General features: G+C 70.5%; 24 protein-coding genes. 15 read left to right on the top strand and 9 right to left on the bottom strand.

Translation table 11 applies throughout. From position 1 onward, the window contains the following. Positions 1–136 precede the first annotated feature (136 nt). Complete coding sequence (locus tag OG758_RS22925) at positions 137–1,147, top strand: polyprenyl synthetase family protein (RefSeq protein WP_326711698.1); 1,011 nt, start codon at positions 137–139, stop codon at positions 1,145–1,147. A gap of 49 nt (positions 1,148–1,196) precedes the next feature. On the opposite strand, the gene OG758_RS22920 is transcribed toward OG758_RS22925, so the two are convergent. Continuing rightward, complete coding sequence (locus OG758_RS22920; RefSeq protein ID WP_326711697.1) at positions 1,197–1,496, bottom strand: hypothetical protein; 300 nt, start codon at positions 1,494–1,496, stop codon at positions 1,197–1,199. 261 nt (positions 1,497–1,757) lie between these two features. Here OG758_RS22920 and OG758_RS22915 point away from each other — a divergent pair, with 261 nt between their 5' ends. From OG758_RS22915 to OG758_RS22905, 3 genes are all read left to right on the top strand, one after another. Then, positions 1,758–3,014: a LolA family protein gene (locus tag OG758_RS22915; protein WP_326711696.1), complete on the top strand. Its 1,257-nt coding sequence runs from the start codon at positions 1,758–1,760 to the stop codon at positions 3,012–3,014. A 100-nt stretch (positions 3,015–3,114) separates the two neighbouring features. Beyond that, complete coding sequence (locus OG758_RS22910; RefSeq protein ID WP_326711695.1) at positions 3,115–4,071, top strand: ABC transporter ATP-binding protein; 957 nt, start codon at positions 3,115–3,117, stop codon at positions 4,069–4,071. Beyond that, entirely contained in the window at positions 4,058–4,966 is a 909-nt protein-coding gene (locus tag OG758_RS22905) for an ABC transporter permease (RefSeq protein ID WP_326711694.1), read from the top strand. Before OG758_RS22910 ends, OG758_RS22905 begins: the two co-directional genes overlap by 14 nt. A 12-nt stretch (positions 4,967–4,978) precedes the next feature. Here the strand turns inward: OG758_RS22905 and OG758_RS22900 are convergent, their stop codons facing one another. From OG758_RS22900 to OG758_RS22890, 3 genes are all read right to left on the bottom strand, one after another. After that, on the bottom strand, positions 4,979–5,569 hold the full coding sequence (locus OG758_RS22900) for a flavodoxin family protein (RefSeq protein ID WP_326711693.1): 591 nt from the start codon (positions 5,567–5,569) through the stop codon (positions 4,979–4,981). 168 nt (positions 5,570–5,737) lie between these two features. Further along, on the bottom strand, positions 5,738–6,733 hold the full coding sequence (gene rarD / locus OG758_RS22895; protein ID WP_326716001.1) for an EamA family transporter RarD: 996 nt from the start codon (positions 6,731–6,733) through the stop codon (positions 5,738–5,740). A 199-nt stretch (positions 6,734–6,932) separates the two neighbouring features. Further along, a complete protein-coding gene (locus tag OG758_RS22890) occupies positions 6,933–7,790 on the bottom strand; it encodes an SDR family oxidoreductase (RefSeq protein WP_326711692.1) in 858 nt (285 codons plus the stop codon). Between the two features lie 110 nt (positions 7,791–7,900). On the opposite strand from OG758_RS22890, the gene OG758_RS22885 reads away from it, so the two are divergent. Beyond that, a complete protein-coding gene (locus tag OG758_RS22885) occupies positions 7,901–8,275 on the top strand; it encodes a winged helix-turn-helix transcriptional regulator (protein WP_326711691.1) in 375 nt (124 codons plus the stop codon). Between the two features lie 32 nt (positions 8,276–8,307). Here OG758_RS22885 and OG758_RS22880 read toward each other — a convergent pair whose 3' ends face one another. The 5 genes from OG758_RS22880 to OG758_RS22860 form a co-directional block, all read right to left on the bottom strand. Continuing rightward, positions 8,308–9,387: a 2-oxoacid:ferredoxin oxidoreductase subunit beta gene (locus tag OG758_RS22880; protein ID WP_326710788.1), complete on the bottom strand. Its 1,080-nt coding sequence runs from the start codon at positions 9,385–9,387 to the stop codon at positions 8,308–8,310. Beyond that, positions 9,380–11,311 carry a 2-oxoacid:acceptor oxidoreductase subunit alpha gene (locus OG758_RS22875; RefSeq protein ID WP_326711690.1) on the bottom strand — a complete coding sequence of 644 codons (1,932 nt, stop codon included), beginning with the start codon at positions 11,309–11,311 and terminating at the stop codon, positions 9,380–9,382. Before OG758_RS22875 ends, OG758_RS22880 begins: the two co-directional genes overlap by 8 nt. A 334-nt stretch (positions 11,312–11,645) precedes the next feature. After that, positions 11,646–12,305 carry a response regulator transcription factor gene (locus OG758_RS22870; RefSeq protein ID WP_276314690.1) on the bottom strand — a complete coding sequence of 220 codons (660 nt, stop codon included), beginning with the start codon at positions 12,303–12,305 and terminating at the stop codon, positions 11,646–11,648. A 175-nt stretch (positions 12,306–12,480) separates the two neighbouring features. Further along, a complete protein-coding gene (locus tag OG758_RS22865; RefSeq protein WP_326711689.1) occupies positions 12,481–13,830 on the bottom strand; it encodes a sensor histidine kinase in 1,350 nt (449 codons plus the stop codon). Positions 13,831–13,962: 132 nt separating this feature from the next. Beyond that, on the bottom strand, positions 13,963–15,141 hold the full coding sequence (locus OG758_RS22860) for a sensor histidine kinase (RefSeq protein WP_326711688.1): 1,179 nt from the start codon (positions 15,139–15,141) through the stop codon (positions 13,963–13,965). Positions 15,142–15,306: 165 nt separating this feature from the next. Here OG758_RS22860 and OG758_RS22855 point away from each other — a divergent pair, with 165 nt between their 5' ends. The 10 genes from OG758_RS22855 to OG758_RS22810 are packed head-to-tail and all read left to right on the top strand — an operon-like array spanning position 15,307 to position 25,132. Then, positions 15,307–15,699, top strand: coding sequence for an NADH-quinone oxidoreductase subunit A (locus OG758_RS22855; protein WP_326711687.1), 393 nt, complete (start codon positions 15,307–15,309; stop codon positions 15,697–15,699). Then, on the top strand, positions 15,690–16,319 hold the full coding sequence (locus OG758_RS22850; protein ID WP_266673248.1) for an NADH-quinone oxidoreductase subunit B: 630 nt from the start codon (positions 15,690–15,692) through the stop codon (positions 16,317–16,319). The genes OG758_RS22855 and OG758_RS22850 overlap by 10 nt, the downstream gene beginning before the upstream one ends. After that, positions 16,316–17,422: an NADH-quinone oxidoreductase subunit C gene (locus OG758_RS22845; protein WP_326711686.1), complete on the top strand. Its 1,107-nt coding sequence runs from the start codon at positions 16,316–16,318 to the stop codon at positions 17,420–17,422. Before OG758_RS22850 ends, OG758_RS22845 begins: the two co-directional genes overlap by 4 nt. Next, on the top strand, positions 17,419–18,387 hold the full coding sequence (locus tag OG758_RS22840) for a complex I subunit 1/NuoH family protein (protein ID WP_326711685.1): 969 nt from the start codon (positions 17,419–17,421) through the stop codon (positions 18,385–18,387). The genes OG758_RS22845 and OG758_RS22840 overlap by 4 nt, the downstream gene beginning before the upstream one ends. After that, a complete protein-coding gene (locus tag OG758_RS22835; protein WP_326711684.1) occupies positions 18,387–18,989 on the top strand; it encodes a NuoI/complex I 23 kDa subunit family protein in 603 nt (200 codons plus the stop codon). The genes OG758_RS22840 and OG758_RS22835 overlap by 1 nt, the downstream gene beginning before the upstream one ends. Continuing rightward, on the top strand, positions 18,986–19,606 hold the full coding sequence (locus OG758_RS22830; protein ID WP_326711683.1) for an NADH-quinone oxidoreductase subunit J family protein: 621 nt from the start codon (positions 18,986–18,988) through the stop codon (positions 19,604–19,606). The genes OG758_RS22835 and OG758_RS22830 overlap by 4 nt, the downstream gene beginning before the upstream one ends. Beyond that, positions 19,606–20,022, top strand: coding sequence for an NADH-quinone oxidoreductase subunit NuoK (nuoK, locus tag OG758_RS22825; protein WP_326711682.1), 417 nt, complete (start codon positions 19,606–19,608; stop codon positions 20,020–20,022). Before OG758_RS22830 ends, nuoK begins: the two co-directional genes overlap by 1 nt. Continuing rightward, positions 20,019–22,013: an NADH-quinone oxidoreductase subunit 5 family protein gene (locus tag OG758_RS22820; RefSeq protein ID WP_326711681.1), complete on the top strand. Its 1,995-nt coding sequence runs from the start codon at positions 20,019–20,021 to the stop codon at positions 22,011–22,013. Before nuoK ends, OG758_RS22820 begins: the two co-directional genes overlap by 4 nt. Before the next feature lie 6 nt (positions 22,014–22,019). Beyond that, positions 22,020–23,594 (top strand): complex I subunit 4 family protein, encoded by a 1,575-nt coding sequence (locus tag OG758_RS22815; protein ID WP_326711680.1) that lies wholly within the window; start codon positions 22,020–22,022, stop codon positions 23,592–23,594. Beyond that, positions 23,591–25,132: an NADH-quinone oxidoreductase subunit N gene (locus tag OG758_RS22810; protein ID WP_326711679.1), complete on the top strand. Its 1,542-nt coding sequence runs from the start codon at positions 23,591–23,593 to the stop codon at positions 25,130–25,132. Before OG758_RS22815 ends, OG758_RS22810 begins: the two co-directional genes overlap by 4 nt. Positions 25,133–25,164: the final 32 nt, after the last annotated feature.

Below are 25,164 nucleotides of genomic sequence, written 5' to 3'. Positions count from 1 at the left end.
CAGGCCCCCACTGTGATCGAAACGCGACCGGATACGCTGACTTGAGTGATGGCAGCGACACATCGACAAACCGTGTCATCGACCAAATGATCGACCGAGTTCGCCATGTGATCGTCAGCAGACAGGAGAACCTCTCGTGACCGTCGTCGGGACTTTCGGTCTTAGCGTGCGGGACCAGGCTCTCGAAGCCGATGTCCAGGCCGGGTTGGCGGCTGTCGAGGAGGGTCTGCTCGAGGCAACGAAGAGCGAGGTCCCCTTCATCACGGAGGCCGCGCAGCATCTCGTGCGCGCGGGCGGCAAGCGCTTCAGGCCCCTCCTCGCGATGCTCGCCGCGCAGTTCGGCGACCCGTACGCGCCGGGTGTCGTGCCCGCCGCCGTCGTCGTCGAGCTGACGCATCTCGCGACGCTCTACCACGACGACGTGATGGACGAGGCCGACGTGCGCCGCGGCGTCGACAGCGCTAACACCCGCTGGGGCAACTCCGTCGCGGTCCTGACCGGCGACTTCCTCTTCTCGCGCGCCTCCCACATGCTGGCCGACCTCGGGCCCGAGGCCGTCCGCATCCAGGCGGAGGCCTTCGAGCGCCTCGTCACCGGGCAGATCCTGGAGACTGCCGGACCGCGCGACGGCCGCGACCCGGTCGACCACTACCTCGACGTCCTCGGTGGCAAGACCGGCTCACTGATCGCCGTGGCCGTGCGGTTCGGCGCGATGATGGCGGGCGCCGACGAGCGCATCGTGGACGTCCTCGCGCAGTACGGCGAGCGGCTCGGCGTAGCCTTCCAGCTCGCCGACGACGTCCTGGACATCGCCTCCGACTCGCACGAGTCCGGCAAAACCCCCGGCACCGACCTGCGCGAGGGCATTCCCACGCTGCCGGTGCTTCGCCTGCGCGAGCGCGCCGAGCAGCTCGGCCTGCCCGAGGACCGCGCCCTGTGCGAGCTCCTCGACTCCGACCTGACGGATGACGCGCGCCACGCCGAGGCGCTCGAACGGCTGCGCGTCCATCCGTCCCTGGAGCAGGCCCGCAGGGACACCGTGCGGTACGCGGAGGAGGCGCGGGCGACCCTCGCGCCGCTGCCCGAGTGCGACGCGAAGGCGTCCCTTCTGGAGCTGTGCGACGCGGTGGTGCACCGGGCGGGCTGACGCCCTCCCGGCTCACCCCCACCGGGCCGCCACGCGCGGGTCGGCGGGGTCAGTAGCCGTTGCTGCTCGACCCCGCGCTGCCCTGCGCCCTGGCGCCGGTGGGTGTCGCCGCGAACCATGTGCCGTCCACGCCCCGCCCGTACGCCTCCTTCGGCTCGTCGTCCTTGGCGTAGCGGTGGAGCGGCCGGCCCGCGAGGGTGATCCGGGTGGTGCCGTCCGGCCGTTTCACCGTCGGGACCAGCTTCTTGTCGACGCCCTTGACCGTGACGTTCCTGGCGTCGGTGGTCGTGGCGGCCGGCCAGAGCTTGGCGCAGTTGTCGAAGCAGGTCACCTTGTCGGCAAGCGGCACGGGCTGCTCTCCGGCACCGGCGAGATCCTGCGGCTGAACATCGTCGTTGGCGTGTCCCCTACGGGATGGGGGAGGCGACGCCCTCCCGTGTCATACCGCGGGAGTACGCGGAGTTGATCCTTGGGTCTGACGCTTCCGGCCGGCCGATTTGGTCAGATTGATAGCACCACTCCCGACCAGTTCGGGTGAGAATGGCGGCTTGGGGTGGACAGACGAGCAAGGACGGTAGGCCGCCGCCCAACACGGAGGTAGGGCAACAACATGGCACCGTACGAATCCGAAAGCGCCGGTCGTCGCAAGGCGACCCGCTATGTGGTCCCGGTCGCGGTGGTGGGGGTGGCCGCGGCGACGATCGGGCTCGTCCCCGCGCTGGCCGACTCCGGCAATCCCGATCTGCCGAAGATCAGCGCACAGCAGCTCATCGAGAAGATCGCCAAGTCGGACGTGCAGCAGATGTCCGGCACGGTGAAGATCTCCACGGATCTCGGACTCCCGTCCCTGGGCGGTATGGCGGGCGGCTTCACCCCGGGCGCCGGCGGCTCCTCGGACGGCAAGGCGGGCTCCTCCGCCGACCCGCAGTCCAAGTTGACGGAGCTGGCCACCGGCACGCACACGCTGCGTATCGCGGCGGACGGGGCAGACCGGCACAAGCTGTCCGTCCTGGACAGCGCCGCCGAGTACAGCGTGATCCACAACGGCGACGAGGTCTGGGCCTACGACAGCGCGTCGAACGAGGCGTACCACACCAAGGACGCCGCTGCCGCAGGTGACCGGGCCGCGAAGCACCGCAAGGGCGAGACGCCGAAGGGTGTCCCGGCCACGCCGAAGGAGCTCGCGGACGAGGTCCTGAAGGCGTCCGGCAAGACGACGTCGATCTCCGTGGAAGGCACCTCGCAGGTCGCGGGGCGTGACGCGTACAAGCTGCTCGTCAAGCCGAAGCAGGCCGGCTCGACGGTCGGCGGGATCACGATCTCGGTGGACGCGAAGACCGGTGTGCCGCTGAAGTTCACGCTGACGCCCGCGGGCGGCGGCAAGGCGGTCGTGGACGCGGGCTTCACCAAGGTGGACTTCTCCAAGCCGGCCGCTTCGACGTTCGACTTCACCCCGCCGAAGGGCGCCAAGGTCACCGAGGGCGACGACCTCAAGGCGCGGGACAAGTCCCACGCGCCCAAGGACATGCCCAAGGACATGCCCAAGGACATGCCGAAGGAGCTGGGGGACGCTCAGGGCGGCGGCATGAAGGACCTGAAGGTCATCGGTGAGGGCTGGACGTCCATCGCCGAGCTGAAGCTGCCCGGCGGGCAGGGCCTGCCGACGGGCGGCTCGGCCTCGGGCGATGTCCCGCCGGAGGCACAGAAGTTCATGGACGCGCTCGGCGACCATGTGACAGGCAAGTTCGGCTCGGGCACGGTCTTCTCGACGCGCCTGGTCAACGCTCTCGTCACGGACGACGGCAAGGTCTACGCGGGCGCGGTCACCAAGGACGCGCTCGTGAAGGCGGCGAACGCGGCGCAGTAGCCGTACGCGGCACGAGAGTTGGCAGGCAGGAGTGGAGGCGCCGGTCCCGGTGCCTCCACTCCCGCACTCCACCAGGACCGACGGGCACGACGGGAGCGAGATGGCGGCGAGCACTGCCGAGCAGTCCGTGATCGAGACGCGGGCTCTCACCAAGCGCTACGGCGGCGACCAGTTGGCGGTCGACGGCCTCGACCTCACCGTCCCCGCCGGCAGCGTCTTCGGCTTCCTCGGGCCGAACGGCTCGGGCAAGACCACCACCATCCGCATGCTGATGGGCCTGATCGAGCCGACGTCCGGCACGGCCAGCGTCCTCGGCCTCCCCATGCCCCGCGCCACGCGGACGGTCCTCCCGCACGTCGGCGCGCTCATCGAGGGCCCCGCCCTGTACGGGTTCCTGTCCGGCCGGGACAACCTCGTCCGGTACGACTCCGCGGATCCGGCCGCCGACCCCCGCACCCGCCGCGCCCGCGTCGCCACCGCGCTCGACCGGGTGGGCCTGACGGCCGCCGCGGGCAAGAAGGCGAAGGCGTACTCGCTCGGCATGAAGCAGCGCCTCGGGCTCGCGGCCGCGCTGCTCCAGCCCCGCAGACTCCTCGTGCTCGACGAGCCGACGAACGGCCTCGATCCGCAGGGCATGCGCGAAATCCGTTCCCTGGTGCGGGAGCTGGCGTCGGACGGCACGACGGTCTTCCTCTCCTCGCACCTCCTCGATGAGATCGAGCAGGTCTGCACGCACGCGGCCGTGATGGCGCGGGGCCGGCTCATCACGCAGGGTCCGGTCGCCGAGCTGGCGGCGGGCGTCCGAGGCCGGCTCGTGGTCACGACCCCCGACCCGGGCGACGCGGCGCGCGTCCTGAAGGAGCGCGGCATCGCGGACCTGACCGTGACGGACGACCAGGTGACCGGCGAGCCGCCCGGTCCGGGCACCGACCTCGCCGAGCTGAACGCCGCGCTGGTCACCGCGGGTGTCCGTGTCCGCGGCTTCGGACTCGAACGGGCTTCGCTGGAGGACGCGTTCGTGGCCCTGACGGGAGAGGGATTCGATGTCGCAGGCTGAGGCCACGGCCGCCGGCACCACCGACACCGCCGTGACGGACGCGTCGCCCGTGCGGAAGAGGATCTGGACGCTGGGCCTGTTCCGCAGCGAGCTGGTCACCACGTTCCGCCGCTGGCGCACGATCGCCCTGCTCGCCGTCCTGGCCGGGGTGCCCATCCTCGTCGGGATCGCCGTGAAGATCGAGACGAGCGGCAGTTCACCGGCCGCGGGCGGCGGCGGGGGAGGACCCGCGTTCATCGCGCAGATCACCAACAACGGCCTGTTCCTGGTCTTCACGTCGCTCGCCGCGACGCTCCCGTTCTTCCTGCCGATGGCCGTCGGGGTGATCGCGGGCGACGCGATCGCCGGGGAGGCGAACGCGGGGACGCTGCGCTATCTGCTCGTCGCCCCCGCGGGCCGCACCCGTCTGCTGCTCACCAAGTACGCGACGACGATGACGTTCTGCCTGGTCGCGACGTTGGTCGTGGCGGTGACGGCGCTCGCCACGGGTGTCCTGCTCTTCCCGCTCGGCGACCTCGTCACGATCTCCGGCACCCGGATCGGCTTCGGCGAGGGACTCGTACGGGCCCTGCTGATCGCCCTCGTCGTGGCCGCGTCACTCGTCGGGATCGCCGCGCTCGGACTGTTCGTCTCGACCCTCACCAACAGCGGGATCGCGGCGATGGCGACGACGGTGGGCCTGCTCATCACCGTCCAGATCCTCGATCAGATCCCCCAGCTGCACGCGATCCAGCCGTACCTGTTCTCGCACCACTGGCTGTCCTTCGCCGACCTGATGCGCGAGCCGGTCTACTGGGACGACCTGCTCAAGAACCTGGGCCTCCAGGGCCTGTACGCGGCCGTGTTCGGCTCAGCGGCGTGGGCGCGCTTCACGGCGAAGGACATCACGGCGTAACCAACTGCCGTGCTACCGCACCTCGTACGGGAAGCGGGCGATCTCCGGTTGCCGTTCGGGCGCGAAGAACGTCTTGGCGCGCAGTAGCGCCTCCTCGTCCTTGAGCACGTCGCCGGGCTTGCTGCCGTTGCCGAGCAGGACGCCGCCGAAGCGCATGCCCATGTACGCGGCCGAGTTGCGCAGCGTGCCGACCAGCGGGTCCGCGACGACCTGCTCCTCGTGGGCGAGCGCCGTCACGCCCCACAGGGTGCGCCCTTCGAGGGTCGCCTTGAAGTCGATGCCGGGGGTGCGCAGCCAGCCCGACCAGTGGTCGAGGTAGCGCTTGGTGGGGGCCGAGAGGGAGTACCAGTACAGCGGCGACGCGATGACGATGTCGGTGGCTTCGAGGGTCGCGTCCAGGAGCAGCGCCGTGTTGTCGCCGGTGGGCCGGGCGTGGTCGCTGTCGTGGCGCAGGTCCTCGAAGTCGGGGAGGGGGTGCGCGGTGAGGTCGATCCAGCGCTGCCCGACCTCGGGGGAGAGCTGCTCGGCGGCCTTGCGGGCCAGGATCTCGGTGTTTCCTTGGCCGCGGCTGCTGCCGAGCAGAAAGAGGAACGTGCGGGACATAGGGCACTCCGGGGTCGGTTGGTCGCGCCGATTACCTGCACATGCAGTTTATGCATGCGCAAGTAATCCCGTCCAGAGGGTTCGCCGGGGTCCGGGGGTCACGGCGGCTCGCGTAGTCCGCCGCTGCGGCCGTCTCCTCTTCCGCGCTCGTGTCGGGGGCGTGCGGGATCAGGCGGCCGGCTCGCGCCGCGGATCCGTCTGCGGCTCCGACTGCGACTGGGTCTGCGACTGGGTCTGCGACTGGGTCTGCGACTGGGTCTGTGCCTGGGGATTCGTCGTCGACTCCGGCACCGTCTCCGGGGCCGTCACCCGTGCCTCCTGCTCGGCAAGCGCGATCCGCCCCCGCCGGGCCGTCCGCAGCGCGTCCCACGTCAGGAGCGTGAGCGCCACCCACACGAGAGCGAAGCCCGCCCAGCGTTCGGCGGGCATCGCCTCGTGGAAGTACAGGATGCCGAGCAGGAACTGGAAGACCGGCGCCAGGTACTGGAGCAGCCCCAGCGTCGACAGCGGTACGCGGATCGCGGCGGCGCCGAAGCAGACCAGGGGGATCGCGGTGACCAGGCCCGTCGCCGCGAGCAGCGTGGCGTGGCCCGCGCCGTCGCCGAAGGTGGACTCGCCCTGCGCGCCGATCCACAGCAGATAGGCGAGCGCGGGCACGAACTGGATCGCGGTCTCGGCGGCGAGCGACTCCAGGCCGCCGAGGTTGACCTTCTTCTTCACCAGGCCGTACGTGGCGAAGGAGAAGGCGAGGCAGAGGGAGATCCAGGGCGGCTGCCCGTATCCGAAGGCGAGGACGAGGACCGCGGCGAGGCCGACGCCGACCGCCGCCCACTGCGCGGGCCGCAGTCGCTCGCCCAGGAGCAGGACGCCCATGGCGATGGTGACCAGCGGATTGATGAAGTAGCCGAGCGAGGCCTCGACGACATGGCCCGCGTTCACGGCCCAAATGTAGACGCCCCAGTTGACCGTGATGACGGCCGCGGCGACGGTGACGAGTGCCAGCCTGCGCGGGTTGCGCAGCAGCTCACCGGCCCAGGCCCAGCGGCGCACGAAGAGCAGGGCGATGCCGACCACGGCCAGCGACCACACCATCCGGTGGGCGAGGATCTCACCGGCGCCGGCGGGCTTGAGCAGGGGCCAGAACAGGGGCACCAGGCCCCACATTCCGTAGGCCGCGATGCCGTTCAACAGTCCTGTGCGCTGTTCGCTTCTCGACTGCCCAGCCTCCACGGCCCCTCCTCCACACGCGCGGACGCCCCGTGGCGGCCACCCATGAAGGTAGCGCCGCGGGGCACCGGCTGTCATGTCCGTATCTCTATACGGTCATGACAGGACATCTGTGCAGGTGGGAGACCGCCCGTTCCTAGGCGAGCGCGGCCTTGATCGCGTCCGCGAGCGGGGTGGTGGGGCGGCCGGTCAGCCGGGACAGGTCGCCGCCGGTGGCGGCGAGCAGGCCCTGCTCGATGGCGGTGTCGACGCCGACGAAGATGTCGGCGACGGGCGCGGGCAGTCCGGCGCCGAGCAGGATCTCCCGGTTCTGCTCGGGCGTGACGGAGTTGTACGTGATCGTCCGGCCGGTCTGCTTCGACAGCTCGGCGGCGTACTCCGCGAAGGACCAGGCGACGTCGCCGCTCAGCTCGTACGCCTGGTTCTCGTGGCCCTCGCCGGTGAGGACGGCCACCGCGGCGGCGGCGTAGTCGGCGCGGGAGGCGGAGGCGACGCGGCCCGCGCCCGCGGAGGCGGTGACGGCGCCGTGCTCCAGGACCGGGGCGAGGTTCTCGGTGTAGTTCTCGTGGTACCAGCCGTTGCGCAGGAACGTGTACGGCAGACCGGAGTCGAGGATCGCCTGCTCGGTCACCTTGTGCTCGGCCGCCAGGTCGAAGTCGGCACCGGGCCCGCCGAGGACGCCCGTGTACGCCAGCAGCGCGACGCCCGCGCCCTTCGCGGCGTCGATCACGGCCTGGTGCTGCGCCACGCGCTGCCCGACCTCGCTGCCGGAGATCAGCAGGCCCCTGTCCCCGGTGGCGAAGGCCCCGGTCAGCGTCTCGGGCGCGCTGTAGTCGGCGATCCGCAGCTCGACGCCGCGGGCGGCGAGGCCGGCGGCCTTCTCCTTGTCGCGGACGACGGCGGCGATGCGCTCCGCCGGGACGCCGGCGGCGAGGAGGCCGTCGATGACGAGACGGCCGAGGTGTCCGGTGGCTCCGGTGACGACGATGCTCATGTCTGGAATCTCCTCTTAGGGGGTTATCTGACCTTAGGGGCTTATCTGGTACCGAGCCTACGGGTAGCGCTAACTATTGGAAAGTACCCACTTTGAAGTAAGGTACTGGCATGGCAGTAAGTAAGGGGAGTTCCGGCGGCGAGGACATGTGCCCGTACCGCCTCGTGCTCGAACACGTCACCAGTCGCTGGGGCGTCCTCGTCCTGATCGCCCTTGAGGAGCGCTCGTACCGGTTCAGTGAGCTGCGCCGGGAGATCGGCCGCGTCAGCGAGAAGATGCTCACGCAGACGCTCCAGACCCTGGAGCGCGACGGCATGGTGTACCGCGACGCGAAGCCGGTCATCCCGCCGCGCGTGGACTACTCGCTCACCGGCCTCGGCCGCGAGGCGGCGGAACAGGTCCGCACGCTGGCGACCTGGACGGAACGCCGCATGGAAGCGGTGGCGCAGGCCCGCAGCGCATACGACGAGACCCGCGCCCCGTAGGGGGACGCGGGTCTGTTCGGGTGCGGGGGCGACTAGCCGACGACGGTCCAGGTGTCGCCGCCGGCGAGCAGGGCGGCCAGGTCGCCCTTTCCGTTCTGTTCGATTGCTTCGTCGAGCTGGTCGGACATCTGCACGTCGTAGACGGGCCGCTCGGTGGAGCGGAAGACGCCGATGGGGGTGTGGTGCAGGGTGTGCGGGTCGGCCAGGCGGGACAGGGCGAACGCGGTGGTGGGTGAGGCCGTGTGTGCGTCGTGGACGAGGATCTGTGACTGGTTGTCCTCGTTCACGTCGACGACCTCCAGGTCACCGGTCTGCGGGTCCCGTACGACGCCCTTGGCGAGGTCGGTGCCGAAGCGGATCGGCTGCCCGTGTTCGAGGCGGATGACCGCCTCCTCGGCCTGTTGCTTGTCTTTGAGGACTTCGAAGGCGCCGTCGTTGAAGATGTTGCAGTTCTGGTAGATCTCGACGAGGGCGGTGCCGGGGTGGGCGGCCGCCTGCCGCAGCACGTCGGTGAGGTGTCTGCGGTCGGAGTCGACGGTGCGGGCCACGAAGGAGGCTTCCGCGCCCAGTGCGAGGGAGACCGGGTTGAAGGGTGCGTCGAGGGAGCCCATCGGCGTGGACTTGGTGATCTTGCCGACCTCGGAGGTGGGGCTGTACTGGCCCTTGGTGAGCCCGTAGATCCGGTTGTTGAACAGGAGGATCTTCAGGTTCACGTTGCGGCGCAGGGCGTGGATGAGGTGGTTGCCGCCGATGGACAGGGCGTCGCCGTCTCCGGTGATCACCCACACGGACAGGTCGCGGCGGCTGGAGGCCAGGCCGGTCGCGATGGCCGGGGCGCGGCCGTGGATGGAGTGCATCCCGTAGGTGTTCATGTAGTACGGGAAGCGGGAGGAGCAGCCGATGCCCGAGACGAAGACGATGTTCTCCTTCGCCAGGCCGAGTTCGGGCATGAAGCCCTGCACGGCGGCGAGGATCGCGTAGTCACCGCAGCCGGGGCACCAGCGCACTTCCTGGTCGGACTTGAAGTCCTTCATGGACTGCTCGGCCTCGGCCTTGGGTACCAGCGAGAGCGCCTCGATCGTGCCCGTGCCTTTCGTGCCGGTGTCAGCCATGGATGGCCTCCTTGAGAGCCGTGGCGAGCTGCTCGGCCTTGAACGGCATGCCGTTGACCTGGTTGTAGGAGTGGGCGTCCACCAGATATCTGGCCCGGATGAGGGTGGCGAGCTGGCCGAGGTTCATCTCCGGGACGACGACGCGTTCGTAGCGGGCGAGGACCTCGCCGAGGTTCTTCGGGAACGGGTTGAGGTGGCGCAGATGGGCCTGCGCGATGTTCTCGCCCGCCGTGCGCAGCCGGCGCACCGCCGCGGTGATCGGTCCATAGGTCGAACCCCAGCCCAGCACCAGGGTGTCGGCGTCGCCGCGGGCGTCGTCGACCTCGATGTCCGCCACCTCGATCCCGTCGATCTTGGCCTGCCGGGTGCGGACCATGAACTCGTGGTTGGCTGGATCGTAGGAGATGTTGCCTGTGCCGTCCTGTTTCTCGATCCCGCCGATACGGTGTTCAAGACCCGGCGTGCCCGGGATCGCCCACGGGCGGGCCAGGGTTTTCGCATCGCGCTTGTACGGCCAGAACACCTCCGCACCGTCCGCGTCGGTGTGATTCGGCCCCGACGCGAACTGGGTCCGCAGATCGGGGAGTTGGTCGATCTCCGGGATGCGCCACGGCTCCGACCCGTTGGCCAGATAGCCGTCCGAGAGGAGGAACACCGGGGTCCGGTAGGTGATCGCGATCCGGGCCGCCTCGATCGCCGCGTCGAAACAGTCCGCCGGCGTCTTCGGCGCCACCACCGGAACCGGCGCCTCACCGTTACGCCCGTACATCGCCTGCAGCAGATCCGCCTGCTCGGTCTTCGTCGGCAGACCCGTCGAGGGGCCGCCGCGCTGGATGTCCACGACCAGGAGCGGCAGTTCGAGGGAGACCGCGAGCCCGATCGTCTCCGACTTCAGCGCCACACCGGGACCGGAAGTCGTCGTGACGGCCAGGGAACCGCCGAACGCCGCACCCAGCGCCGCCCCGATCCCAGCGATCTCGTCCTCCGCCTGGAACGTGCGCACACCGAAGTTCTTGTGCTTCGACAGCTCATGCAGGATGTCCGAGGCCGGCGTGATCGGATACGAGCCCAGATACAACGGCAGGTCCGCCTGCCGGGACGCCGCGATCAACCCGTAGGACAGCGCCAGATTCCCCGAAATGTTGCGGTAGGTGCCCGTCGGGAACGCGGACGCGGCCGGGGCGACCTCGTAGGAGACCGCGAAGTCCTCCGTCGTCTCACCGAAGTTCCAGCCCGCATGAAAAGCCGCGATGTTCGCCTCCGCGATCTGCGGCTGCTTCGCGAACTTCGAACGCAGGAACCTCTCCGTGCCCTCGGTCGGCCGGTGATACATCCACGACAGCAGACCCAGCGCGAACATGTTCTTCGAACGGCCCGCGTCCTTACGCGACAGCTCGAACTCCTCCAGCGCCTGAACCGTCAGCGTCGTCAACGGCACCCGATGCACCTGATAGCCGTCCAGCGAACCGTCCTCCAGCGGAGACGTGCCGTAACCGACCTTCTGCATCGCCCGCTTGGTGAACTCGTCCGTGTTGACGATGATCTCCGCACCACGCGGCACATCCGCGATGTTCGCCTTCAGCGCCGCCGGATTCATCGCCACCAAAACATTCGGCGCGTCACCCGGCGTCAGAATGTCATGGTCCGCGAAATGCAACTGGAACGACGACACACCCGGCAACGTGCCCGCGGGCGCCCGAATCTCGGCGGGAAAGTTCGGCAGCGTGGACAGATCATTCCCGAACGACGCCGTCTCCGAAGTGAACCGGTCACCCGTCAGCTGCATACCATCGCCCGAGTCACCCGCGAACCGAATGATCACCCGGTCCAGACGCTGCACGTCCTTGTCGTTCGCGTGTTTGCGCTGCTCTCCGACCACTGCGCCATCGGCCTGCTCGGCCGGGCTACTGACCTGGCTGGTCACTGAACTGGACCTCCCTCGAGGCGGCTCTGCGGGAGCGGCCGGCCGACCGGCCTCTCCATGGCCCACCCTACGTCTGTAAGGGTCGCCTTCCCTGGTTAGTTCGCATGGTGGACGCGACAATGAGACACCCTGATGACCTTGTTTGGCATGATTTACCCACCCCCATGGCCCCCTGTTCGAAGACGCGCCCACTCATCCTTTGGTTCTAGGACCGGCTCAGGGCCGACCCCGGAGCCGGCCCTGGAATCGACACTGGAGCCGGCCCTGAAGTCGGCCCGGAGCGCCCTGGAGTCCGCCAACCGATTCCCGCCATATCTGACAGAGTGTCAGGTCTTCACGAGTTCAGGTAGGTGAGCACCGCCAGAACACGCCGGTGATCCCCGTCACTCGGGGACAGCCCCAGCTTCAGGAAGATATTGCTGACGTGCTTCTCCACCGCGCCGTCGCTCACGACCAGTTGACGCGCGATCGCCGAGTTCGTCCGACCCTCGGCCATCAGGCCGAGCACCTCGCGCTCACGCGGGGTCAGCCCCGCCAGCACGTCCTGCTTGCGGCTGCGCCCAAGGAGCTGGGCCACCACCTCGGGGTCGAGCGCCGTACCGCCCTGCGCCACTCGCACGACCGCGTCCACGAACTCGCGCACCTCGGCCACCCGGTCCTTGAGCAGATAGCCCACACCGTGGCTGGAACCGGCGAGCAGTTCGGTCGCGTACTGCTCCTCCACGTACTGCGAAAGGACCAGCACCCCGAGCCCCGGGTGCTGCTTGCGCAGCAGGACCGCGGCGCGCACGCCCTCGTCCGTGTGGGTCGGCGGCATCCGCACGTCGGCGACCACGACGTCCGGCAGCGCGTCCTGCGCGGCCAGGTCGGTGATGGTCTTGACCAGCGCGTCCCCGTCGCCCACGCCTGCCACCACGTCGTGCCCGCGGTCGGTCAGCAACCGGGTCAGGCCCTCCCTGAGCAGCACTGAATCCTCGGCGATGACCACTCGCACTCTGTCCTCCACGTTTCTCGGCCCCCCACAGCCCGTCCCACCCGTTCAACAGCCACCAGCATCCCAGCATCCGGACGGTCCCGGGCCGTGGCGCCGGGATTGGCCGTGAAGAGGAAGGACACGCGTGTGCGGTGCACCCCGGGAAGAGGTGCACCGCACACGCGGGAGCTGGTCGTCAGGCGCGCCGCCACGGCAGTTCCGCCGTGATCCGGGTCGGGCCCACCGCCGGTGAGTCCACCAGGAGGATCCCGTCGACGGCGTCGAGCCGCTCGGCGAGCCCGGCGAGGCCGGAGCCGGCGGCGGCGTGGGCGCCGCCCACCCCGTTGTCCGTCACCTGGAGCATCAGCCGGTCCTCGACCCGCCACACGTCGACCGTGGCGCGTGTCGCCCGGCTGTGCTTGCTGACGTTCTGCAGGAGCTCGCTGACCGTGAAGTAGGCGATGCCCTCGATGGCCGGGGCCGGCCGCGCGGGCAGGTCGACCTCGACCTGCACCGGAACCGTGCAGCGGGAGGCCACGGAGGACAGGGCCGCGTCCAGGCCGCGGTCGGTCAGGATGGCGGGGTGGATGCCGCGGGCCAGATCCCGCAGCTCCTGGAGCGCCGTCTTCACCTCGCCGTGCGCCTCGTCCACCATGCGCGCCGCCTCCTGCGGGTCCTCCGTCAGCTTCTCCTTGGCGAGCCCCAGATCCATCGCGAGGCTGACCAGGCGGGCCTGTGCGCCGTCGTGCAGGTCGCGCTCGATACGGCGCAGGTCGGCAGCGGCCGTGTCGACGACGACGCCGCGGTCCGACTCCAGCTGCACGACGCGCGTGGCAAGCCGCGACGGGCCGAGCAGCCCGCCCACCAGTGCCCGGTCCACGGAGGCCAGCGCCCTGATGATCCACGGCGTCGCGAGCGTGATCAGCAGGCCGACCGCCGCGGTGACGGTGATCTCGAAGGGGTTGTCCAGGTAGATGTTGTGCGCGCCGTCGCCGTAGAGCTGGATCCCGCCCTGGCCGGTGTACATGGGGAAGACCCACTGCCACAGCGGATACGTGAGCAGGGACCAGCCCACCGTCCAGAAGACCAGCGCGACGTTGAACGCGAAGACCGCCCACGGGAAGTGCACGACCGTGTACAGCAGGTTGCGCCACGACTCGCCGCTCTTGAGGAAGGCGCCCATCCACGCCATCGGGCCGTGCGTGCGGGGCCGCAGCGGGACCGGCGTGCCGACGTCGATGCCGAGCAGTGCGCGCGCCCTGGCCCGCTCCATCGCGGCGAATCCGCGCGCCCCGGCGAGGGCGGCGGCCAGCACCGGGATGCCAAGGAACGTGATCAGCAGGCCGGCGCCGAGCGACACCATCGTCACCGCGTACACGAACGTGATGATGCTGAGCGGGAGGCTCAGGAGCAGATAGCCGAGCTCGCGGAACGTACGGGCCTCGAACGGCGCGCGCAGCCCGGCCGGGAGACGGCGGCGCCGTTCCCCGGCCACCGCGTCGTCGCGGTAGCCGTGTCCCTGTCCGTACTGCGTGGGCGTGATCATCGGTGAGGTCCGTCCGTTCTGCTCGTCCGCCTGGTACTTCCAGACTCCTCGCGGCGACGCCTCGCGACCATGGAGCCGGTCGGCGTCTTGGACCGGGGGTTTTCCCTACCCCGCCGGCCGCAGCCGTGCCGCTTACGCGGGTGTGCGGTCGCGCCAGGGCAGCTCCGCGGTCACCGTCGTCGGACCGCCCTCCGGCGAGTCCACGACGAACAGGCCGTCCACCGCGCCGAGCCGGTCCGCGAGGCCCGACATGCCCGTGCCCTTGTCGAGGCTCGCGCCGCCGCGCCCGTCGTCCTGCACCTGGATCAGCAGCCGGTCCGCGGAGCGCCACACGTCGACCGACGCCGACCGCGCACCGCTGTGTTTGCTGACGTTCTGCAGCAGCTCGGACACCGTGAAGTACGCGATGCCCTCGATCGCCGCGGCGGGCCGCTGAGGCAGGTCCGCCGTGACCTTCACCGGAACCGTGCAGCGCGAGGCCACGGAGGAGAGTGCCGCGTCCAGGCCGCGGTCGGTGAGGACCGCCGGGTGGATGCCGCGGGCCAGATCGCGCAGCTCCTGAAGCGCCAGCTTCACCTCGCCGTGTGCCTCGTCGACCATGGCGGCAGCGGCGTCCGGGTCCTCGAGGAGCTTCTCCTTCGCAAGACCGAGGCCCATCGCGAGGTTGACCAGGCGGGCCTGTGCGCCGTCGTGCAGGTCGCGCTCGATGCGGCGCAGGTCGGCGGCGGCCGTGTCGACGACGACGCCCCGGTCCGACTCCAGCTCGGCGATCCGCCGCTCCAGTTCGTCCGACGGCGACAGGAGCGCCCGCGCCATCGCCCGGTCCGCGTTGGTCAGGCCCCGCACGATGAACGGGAGCACCGGCCACAGCACGAAGAGACCGGTCAGCGTGATGGCGAACGTGAGCACACCCCACGGCAGCCGTATGAACTCGTAGAGCACCGCCCGCCAGCCCACCGGGTCCTTCAGGCCGGACCACAGCCGGCCGAAGAAGCCCTCGTCGCGGCTGCGCGGCAGCGGGCTCGGCTCCTCGATGCGCAGTCCGAGCAGCGCGCGGGCCCGCCCCCGCTCCGCCTTGCCGAGCTGACGCGCGCCGAGCAGACCGGCCGCGAGAACGGGCAGACCGATCACCGTCACGGCCAGGCCGACGCCGGTGGCCAGCATCGTCACGACATAGATGAAGCCGAGCACGGCGATCGGCAGATTGCTGAGGAGATACGCGATCTCCTTCCAGGTGTGCCGGTCGAAGGCGAAGCGCGGGGCCGGCGGACGGTCCACGTCCGGCTCTGTGGTGACGATGCGAGCGGTCATATGCGACAGCGTGCCCGGCCGGGCGCCGGGGCGCCATGAGGCGGGCTGCCGGACCCGACGGGGGATAACCCCACCTCAACCCTGGACGCCTGCTTACCGTCTCTTTAACAGGCCCTAGACTCCCGTGCGTACAGATCGTCGAACACCACGGAGCGAGGGGCGGACGTGCCGGAATCGACCATCGTCGCCGCGGGCTACTTCCAGACGTACTCTGTAGTCGGCGCAATTGCCGTCGTGGGCGTCCTGTTCGTGGCCGTCGCCTTCGGCGCGGGGCGGCTGCTGAGGCCGGTGGTCCCGACCCCCGAGAAACTCCTGACGTACGAGTGCGGAGTCGACCCCGTCGGCGAAGGCTGGGCCCACACCCAGGTCCGCTACTACGTCTACGCGTTCCTCTACGTCGTCTTCGCCGTCGACTCGATCTTCCTCTTCCCGTGGGCGACCGTCTTCGCCGATCCGCAGTTCGGCGCGGCGACGCTCGTGGAGATGTTCATCTTCCTCGGCTTCCTCGCCGTGGGCCTGCTGTACGCATACAAGAAGGGCGTCCTCACATGGACGTGACCCCCTCGGAGCCCGTGCTCCTGCCGGAGCCCGTCAGCCCGAAGAAGCTGGGTGTGCTGTCCCGCCTGGCCCCCGAGCCGATGAAGGTGGTCCTCAACTGGGGCCGCCGCTACTCGCTCTGGGTCTTCAACTTCGGCCTGGCCTGCTGCGCCATCGAGTTCATCGCGGCGTCCATGGCGCGGCACGACTTCATCCGCCTCGGCGTCATCCCCTTCGCGCCGGGCCCGCGCCAGGCCGACCTGATGGTCGTCTCCGGCACGGTCACGGACAAGATGGCCCCGGCCGTGAAGCGCCTGTACGAGCAGATGCCCGAGCCCAAGTACGTCATCTCGTTCGGCGCCTGCTCCAACTGCGGCGGCCCGTACTGGGACTCGTACTCGGTCACCAAGGGCGTCGACCAGATCATCCCGGTCGATGTGTACGTGCCCGGGTGCCCGCCCCGGCCGGAGGCGCTGCTCCAGGGCATCCTCAAGCTTCAGGAGAAGATCGCGCGCGAGTCGCTCGGCGAGCGCTACGGCGCCGACGCGGCGGCGGGACGGCCGTCGGCGGCCGCCCTCAGCAGCGGCCTCGTGAAGCCGCCGGTCCCGACGCGCGACGACTCCGGGGAGGGCGAGCGGTGACCGGCTGGCTGCCCCGACCCGTCGAGGAGATCTTCGGCCCCGACGCCACGGCTGAGGAGTCGTACGAGGTCCTCACCGTCGATGTTCCCGCGGCCACGTGGATCGCCGCCCTCGAAACGGCCCGCACCACGCTGGGCTGCACCTACTTCGACTGGCTGAGCGCGGTCGACGAGCCCGGCACCGGGTTCCGCGTCTGCGCGCACGTCGTCGCCCTGTCTCCCGTACGCCGACTGCTCCTGCGCACGACCGTGCCGCACGACGCCCCCGTCCTGGCCACCGCGGTCGACGTGTACGCGGGCGCGGGCTGGCACGAGCGCGAGACGCACGAGATGTTCGGCGTCCGCTTCGAGGGCCACCCGCACCTGGTGCCGCTCCTCCTCCCCGACGGCTTCGAGGGCCATCCCCTGCGGAAGGACTTCGTGCTCGCGGCGCGGGTCGTGAAGGCGTGGCCGGGAGCCAAGGAGCCGGGGGAGTCTGCGGGGCACGGCGCGCCGAAGCGGCGTCAGATGCTGCCGCCGGGTGTTCCGGACCCGAACGAGTGGGGCCCGCTGAAGGGCCAGCTTCCGCCCGCCCCGGCCCGCCCGGCCCGTGGCGCGGCGCGCGCGGCGGGCGACCGTCCGGTGCGGCGGACGCGCACGGCGGGGGAGGGGTCGGCCAGCCAGGCCGCCCCGGCTGGCACGGATGCGGCGGCTGCCGCACCCCCGAGGCGCTCGCGGAGCGCGTCGCAGGGGTCGGCTTCGCAGACGTCGCCAACTCCTGAGGCCCCTGCGGCACCGGAGGTCCCTGCGGCACCGGAGAGCCCTGCGGCGCCCAAGACTCCCGCGGCGCCGAAACCCGACGCCGCGGGCAAGTCCGGCGGCACCGGTGACGCGCCCTGGCACCACGCCCGCCCGGCCTTCGACGAGCCGAAACCGGCCACGCCCGAGGAGCCCACGCCTGAAACACCGGACGCCCCGGACGACGCACCGGATGCTCCGGCTACCTCGGAAGCTCCGGATGCTCCGGCTACCTCCGAGGCCCCGGACGCCCCGGCCACCCCCGAGGCCCCGGACGCCCCGGCCACCCCCGAAGCCCCCGAAACCCCCTCAGGAGGAACGGAGTGAACGACGTTCTCGACGTCGCTCTGCGGCTCATCGTCGTCTTCGTCGCCTTCCTCGTCCTGCCCCTCGTCGTCGGCCAGACCGAGCACAAGGTGATGGCGCACATGCAGGGCCGACTCGGCCCGATGTACGCGGGCGGCTTCCACGGGTGGGCCCAGCTCGTCGCCGACGGCGTGAAGTTCGCGCAGAAGGAAGACGTCGTCCCCGCCGACGCGGACCGCCGCATCTTCCAGCTGGCGCCCGCAGTCGCGCTCCTGCCGTACCTCCTCGTCCTGCTCGCCATCCCCATCGGCCCGAGCGAGGGCGCGGTCGGCCAGGTCGTCGACGCCGGCATCTTCTTCGTACTCGCCGTCATGGGCGTCGGAGTGCTCGGCTCGCTCATGGCGGGCTGGGCGTCGGCCAACAAGTTCTCCCTCCTGGGCGGCCTGCGCACCGCCGCGCAGCTCCTCGCCTACGAACTGCCGATGCTGCTCGCCGCCGCCTCGGTCGCGATGGCCGCCGGCACCGTCTCGCTGCCCGGCATCGTCGACGCGTTCGAGTGGTGGTGGGTGCCGTGGCAGATCGTCGGCGCTCTCGTCTTCTTCGTGGCGGGCCTCGCCGAACTCCAGCGCCCGCCCTTCGACATGCCGGTCGCCGACTCCGAGATCATCTTCGGCGCCTACACCGAGTACACGGGCCTGCGCTTCGCCCTGTTCCTGCTCGCCGAGTACGCAGGGATCGTCGTCCTGTGCGGACTCACCACTGTCCTGTTCCTGGGCGGCTGGCACGGGCCGTGGGGCGCCGACGGCCTCGGCTGGGTCTGGACGCTGCTGAAGACCGCCGTCCTCGCGTTCGTCGTGATCTGGCTGCGTGTCACCTACCCCCGTCTCCGCGAGGACCAGCTCCAGAAGCTTTCCTGGACCCTCCTCGTCCCCCTCGCACTCGCGCAGATCGCGCTCACCGGAATCGTGAAGGTGGCGATCAACTAGTGGCTCCGATCCCAGGCGCAGGTCTCGCCAAGGGCCTCGCCGTCACCCTCCGCACGATGACGCGTAAGACCGTCACCCAGCAGTACCCGGACGTCCAGCCCGAACTGCCGCCGCGGACCCGTGGCGTCATCGGTCTGTTCGAGGAGAACTGCACGGTCTGCATGCTGTGCGCCCGCGAGTGCCCCGACTGGTGCATCTACATCGACTCCCACAAGGAGACGGTGCCGGCCGCCGTCGAGGGCGGCCGCGAGCGCAGCCGCAACGTCCTCGACCGCTTCGCCATCGACTTCGCCCTGTGCATGTACTGCGGTATCTGCATCGAGGTGTGTCCTTTCGACGCGCTGTTCTGGTCCCCGGAGTTCGAGTACGCGGAGACGGACATCCACGAACTCACCCACGAACGCGACCGGCTCCGCGAGTGGATGTGGACCGTCCCGGCCCCGCCCGCGCTCGACCCGGCGGCCGAGGAACCCAAGGAACTCGCCGCCGCCCGCAAGGCCGCCGACAAGCTGGCCGCCGCGCAGGCCGCCGCCGCGGAAGAACCCACCCCCGGCGAATCCACAGCCGGCGAATCCACCCCCGGAGAGGAGGGACCCGCGTGACCTCCGTCGCAGCGGCCGCCACCGCGGCCACGCAGACCCACGGATTCCTCTCGCCGACCGGCGTCGAGATCGCGTTCCTCCTCGTCGGCCTGGTCACCTTCGGTGCCGCGATCGTCACCGTCACCACCAAGCAGCTGGTGCACGCGGCCCTGTGGCTGGTCGTCTCCCTCGGCGGCCTCGCCGTCGAGTACCTGCTGCTCACCGCCGAGTTCATCGCCTGGGTGCAGGTCCTCATCTACGTCGGCTCCGTCGTCGTCCTCCTCCTGTTCGGACTGATGCTCACGAGGGCGCCCATCGGCCGCTCCCCGGACGCCGACTCGGGCAACCGGTGGGCCGCGCTGACGGTCGCCGTCGCCGCGGCCGCCGCCCTCGTCTGGGTCGTCGTGGACGCCTTCCGTACCACCTGGGTCGACCTCGACGGCGTACCCCAGGGCACCACCGCGGTGACCGGATCGATCCTCTTCCAGCACTGGGTGCTGCCCTTCGAGGCCCTCTCGGTCCTGCTGCTCGCGGCCCTGGTCGGCGCGATCGTCCTGTCCCGCAGGACCGCCAGGGCACAGGACACGAACACGAAGGCACAGGACACGAACACCAAGGCCCGGGAGGGGAACCGCTGATGCACCTCGCCTACCCCGCCGTCCTCTCCTCCCTGCTCTTCTGCACCGGCCTGTACGGAGTGCTGGCCCGCCGCAACGCGATCCTGGTCCTGATGTCCGTCGAGCTGATGCTCAACGCCGTCAACCTCAACCTCGTCGCCTTCGACGTCTGGCTCAGCAAGGCGGCCCGCGACACCCTCCACTCCGGCCAGGCGCTGACCCTGTTCACCATCGCCATCGCCGCGGCCGAGATCGGCATCGGACTCGCGATCGTGCTCGCCGTGTACCGCGGTCGCGGCACCTCCGACATCGACAAGCTCCGTGACACCGCCGAGTCCCCGGACGACGGCGGACCCGACGGCTCCCTCCCCGACGGCTCCGCACCGGACGCCGGCGCCGAGGCCGTCACGGACGAGAAGGCCGAGGCCACCGCGTGACCACCACGACCCTCGCCGTGCTCGTCCCCCTCCTCCCGTTCCTCGCCGCGGCGGCGGGACTGCTCCTGGGCCGCACCGCGCCCGGCTTCGTACGGCCCCTCGCCGTGCTGCCGACCCTCGCGGCGCTGGCCCTCACCGTCCTCGTCGCCGTGCGCCAAGGCGGCGGCGCGAGCATCGACGCGGCCACCGAACTCACCCCGACGGGCTCGGTCCCCATCGAGCTCGCCCTGTACATCGACGGCTTCGCCGCGCTCGTCGCCGTCCTGGTCTGCGTCGTCGCGTCGTGTGTGCAGATCTACTCGACGGCCTACCTGCGCGACGACCCGCGCTACCCGTCCTACGCCGCGCTCGTCTCCCTCTTCACCTCCGCGATGCTTCTCGTCGTCTACTCGGGCGACCTGATGGTGCTGCTCGTCGGCTGGGAAGTCATGGGCATCTGCTCGTACTTCCTCGTCGGCCACTACTGGGAGACACCGCAGGCGCGCGCCGCGTCCCTCAAGGCGTTCCTGGTCACGAAGCTCGGCGACGTCCCCTTCCTGATCGGCCTGTTCGCGCTCGCCGTGGACGCCGGGTCCTTCCGCATCACGACGGTCCTCGGCGCCGTCGCGAGCGGCGGCCTCGACCACCCCACGCTGATCGCGCTGCTGCTCCTCGCGGGAGTGGCGGGCAAGTCCGCGCAGTTCCCGCTGCACACCTGGCTGCCCGACGCGATGGCCGGCCCCACGCCGGTCTCCGCGCTGATCCATGCCGCGACGATGGTCGCCGCCGGTGTCTACTTCGTCGCCCGGCTCCTCCCCGTCTTCGCCGGCTCCGGCGCCGCCCTGGTCGTCCTCGCCGTCATGGCCGCCGTCACCATGACCGGCTCGGCGCTGGCCGCCCTCGCGCAGGACGACATCAAGCGCGTCCTCGCGTACTCGACGATCGGCCAGCTCGGTTACATGACCGGCGCCCTCGCCGTCGGCGACCGCGGCGCCGCCGTCTTCCACCTCCTGTCGCACGGCGCCTTCAAGGCGCTGCTGTTCCTCGGGGCGGGCGTGGTCATCCACGCCGCCGGCACCAACTCGCTCGCCGCCATGTCCCGTATGAAGGGCCTGCGCGACCGCGTCCCCGACGCCTACTGGACGATGACCGTGGCGCTCCTCGCGCTCGCCGCGATCCCGCCGTTCAGCGGCTTCTTCTCCAAGGAGGCCGTCCTCGGCTCCGCCGAGCACGCGGCCACCGGCCACGCCGAGGCGATCCCGTCCTCGGCGGGCTGGATCGTCCTCGTGTCCGGCCTTCTCACGGCTCTGCTCACCGCCGCGTACGCCACGCGCCTTTGGCTCCTGGTCTTCCGGGGCCACGGCGCCGAGGCCCCCGACCACGGCAAGCAGCCGGTCGCGATGAACGCCGTCCTGTGGGTCCTGGCGATCCCCTCGCTCGCCTTCGGTCTCACCGTCGGCGTCGTGCCCGACTGGTTCGACGGCCGTTCGCTGGCCCCGACCCTCACCACCTCCGTCCTCGGCACCGGCGTCGCCCTCGTCGGCGGGCTCGTCACCTACGCGGCCTGGCGCCACACCACGGCCCTCGCCGCGGGTGCCCCGCTCGGCGCCGTGGCCGCCCACCCCGACGCGGACGGCGGCGTCGTCGAGGCCGAGGCCATCGCGACCCATGCGGCCGCGTACGGGGACATCGCCTACGCCCCCGATCCGGCGGACCCGGGCCGTCTCCTGCTCGGCCCGCTGCACCGCCACGCGGCCACCGGCTTCCACCTGGACGCCGTCTACGCGGCCCTGTTCGTCCGGCCGGTCATGGCCGCGGCCTCACTGGTCCGCTTCCTCGACCGCGAGGTCGTCGAGACCTATGTGCGCGGCGCCGCCGCCGTACCCAACTGGCTGGGCCGGGCCGTCCGCCGTGCCCAGACCGGCAACGTGCAGACCTATCTCAGCGCCCTGCTCGCAGGGACCGTCGTCCTGGCGATCGCCGTCGTCCTCGTCGCCACCGCCGGAGCGTGAGCAGCCGTGATCGATATCAGCGAATCCGTGATGCAGTTCCTTCTCGCACTGATCGTCGTCGGCCCGCTCGTCGGAGCCGCAGCCGCTCTTCTCCCTGCCCCGCCCGGGCTGAAGGGGAAGTCCCCGGACCAGGCCGTGCTCCGCCACGGCGTGACCGTGACCGGCGTGATCCTCATCGCCGCGATCGTCCTCGCGCTCGGCTTCGACCATGACCACCCGTCAAAGATGCAGGCCACGACCGATATCAGCTGGATCCCCGCACTCGACGTGCGCATCCACCTCGGCGTCGACGGCATCTCGCTCCCCCTCCTGGTCCTGACCGCGCTGCTGACCTTCCTCTGCGCGCTGTACTCCTACTTCAAAATGCCGGCGGGCCCGTCTCCCAAGGCATTCGTCGCGCTGATCCTCCTGCTCGAGTCCGGCACCCTCGCGACCTTCGCCGTGCTCGATCTGCTGCTCTTCTTCCTCGCCTTCGAGATGGTCCTCATCCCGATGTACTTCCTCATCGCCCGCTGGGGCGGAGAGCAACGGGCCAAGGCCGCCTGGAAGTTCATCCTCTTCACGCTCCTCGGCTCCGTCGTGATGCTGCTCGGCATCCTCCTCATCGGACTCAAGTCCGGCACATTCGACATGGTGGCACTCGCCTCTGACAACGGCCGCGGCTTGAGCACGTCCGTGCAGGTCACCGCCGTTCTCGCGATCGGGATCGGACTCGCGGTCAAGACGCCGATGTGGCCGCTGCACAGCTGGCTGCCCGACGCCCACACCGCCGCGCCCACCGTCGGCTCGGTCCTCCTCGCCGGCGTGCTGCTCAAGATGGGCACGTACGGGTTCGTCCGGATCCTGCTGCCGGTCACGCCCGACGGGATGCACACGTTCGCGCCGTACCTCGCCGCGTTCGCCGTCGTCGGGATCATCTACGGGTCCCTGGCTTGCCTCGCCCTCGCGCGGCCCGGTGCCAAGGGCGACCTCAAGCGCCTCATCGCGTACTCGTCCGTCGGGCACATGGGCTTCGTCCTGCTCGGCATCTCGACGATGTCGCCGACCGGCGTCAACGGCGCGCTCTTCGCGAACATCGCCCACGGCCTCATCACCGGCCTGCTGTTCTTCCTCGTCGGCGCCCTCAAGGACCGCACGAGCAGCACGGACCTCGACACGCTTGCCCAGCAGGGCGGCATGGCGCTCTACGGCAAGGCGCCCCGCCTCGGCGGGCTCCTCGCCTTCGCCGCCGTCGCCTCCCTCGGGCTGCCGGGCCTCGCCGGGTTCTGGGGCGAGATGCTCGCCCTGTTCGGCGCGTTCAAGCCGGCCGCCGACCTGAGCCGCCCCGCGTTCCTCACGTTCATGGCGATCGCCGCGTTCGGCACGCTGCTCACCGCCGCGTACATGCTCGCCGTCGTCCGCCGGGTCTGCATGGGCCCGCACGAGGCCGGGGCGCCGAAACTCGCCGACGTCCAGGGCTACGAGTTCGCCGCCTGGACCCCGCTCGTCGCCCTCACCGTCGTCGGCGGGCTCTGGCCCGCGGCCCTGATCGGCCTCACCGACCCGGCCGTGCAGAAGCTCCTCGCAGGAGGCATCCAGTGACCGCCGTCGCCGCGCCGTCCGTGGCGTCCCTCGTCCAGTCCGTCGACTGGCTCGCGATCGCGCCGCCCACCATCGCGGCGGTCGTCGCCCTCGTGGTGCTCGTCGCGGACCTGTTCCTCGGCGAGCGCAGGAAGGCGCTGCTCGGTTGGGTCTCTGTCGCAGGTCTGGCGGCCGCCGCGCTCGCGCTGCTGCCCCTTCTGGACGGCGACCGCTCGACCTTCTGCCTCAAGACGCTCAAGGGCGAGCAGCCCGCGTGCAGCTACACGGCCGACCACTTCACGCTCGTCATCCAGTTCCTCGTCCTGGCCGGCGCCCTGCTGACCGCGCTGCTGTCCATCACCGGCATCAAGGACGCGAAGAACACGCCCAGGGAGCTCCCCGAGGGAGAGTTCTGGTTCCTGCTCCTGTCCTCAGCCGCGGGCGCCGCGCTGCTGCCCGCGTCGCGCGACCTGGCCACCCTTGTCGTCGCCCTGGAAGTGGCGTCCCTGCCGGCGTTCGCCCTCGTCGGAATCAAGCGGGACGACCGGCGCTCCTCGGAAGCGGCCCTGAAGTTCTTCCTGTCCTCGGTCACGGCGACCGCGGTCACCCTCCTCGGCGTGAGCTTCGTCTACGCGACGACGGGCACCCTGCACCTCACGAGGATCGCCACCGCCCTGACGCACGTCGACGGGCAGTTCCACACCCTGGCCCAGGCGGGCGTCGCCCTCACCCTGGTCGGTTTCGCCTTCAAGACCGCCGCCGCCCCCTTCCACTTCTGGGTGCCCGACACCTACGTAGGAGCCCCGCTGCCGGTCGCCGCCTACTTGTCGGTGATCGGCAAGGCGGTCGGCTTCTCCGGGATCATCCTCGTCACCGTCGTCGCCTTCCCGTCCTACGCCGACGTGTGGGGCCCGGCCCTGGCGGCGCTCGCCGCGCTCACCATGACGGTGGGCAACGTGGCGGCGCTGCGCCAGCAGGCCACGCGCGCGTACAGCGCGGTACGCCTGCTCGCCTGGTCCTCGGTGGGCCAGGCCGGCTACCTCCTTGTCCCGATCGCCGCGGCCGCCTACTCGAAGGACGCCGACAAGGCCATCGGCTCCACCGTCGCGTACGCCCTCATGTACGCCGCCGTGAACCTCGGCGCCTTCGCCGTGGCCGCCCTCGTGGCCCGTACGAAGCCCCTGAACCGCATCAGCGACTACCGCGGCCTGTACCGGTCCCGGCCGCTGGCCGCCCTGGTCCTCGGCTTCTTCCTGCTCTGCCTCGCGGGCCTGCCGCCCGGCATCATCGGGCTCTTCGCGAAGGTCACCGTCTTCTCGGCGGCCGTCGACGCGGGCCTCGGCTGGCTCGCCGTGGTCATGGCCGTCAACGTCGTGATCGCTCTCTACTACTACCTTCAGTGGACGGCGACCCTGTTCCGCTCCGCCGAGGGCGAGCAGGCGGTACAGCGGATTCCGGCACCGCTCACCGCGGCGATCGGGCTCACCGCCGTCATCGGGGTCGTCCTGTCGGGTGCACCTCAGGTGGTTCTCCGTTTTGCGTCGACGGGCCTCTTCTAGGCACCCTCGTAGTGACCTCAATGTCGTACACC

Origin of the sequence: Streptomyces sp. NBC_01474, assembly GCF_035918215.1 — a bacterium.
Lineage (GTDB): Bacteria > Actinomycetota > Actinomycetes > Streptomycetales > Streptomycetaceae > Streptomyces > Streptomyces aureus.
The sequence above is the reverse complement of the archived record's forward strand: the minus strand, read 5'-3'. Positions and strand labels throughout refer to the sequence as shown.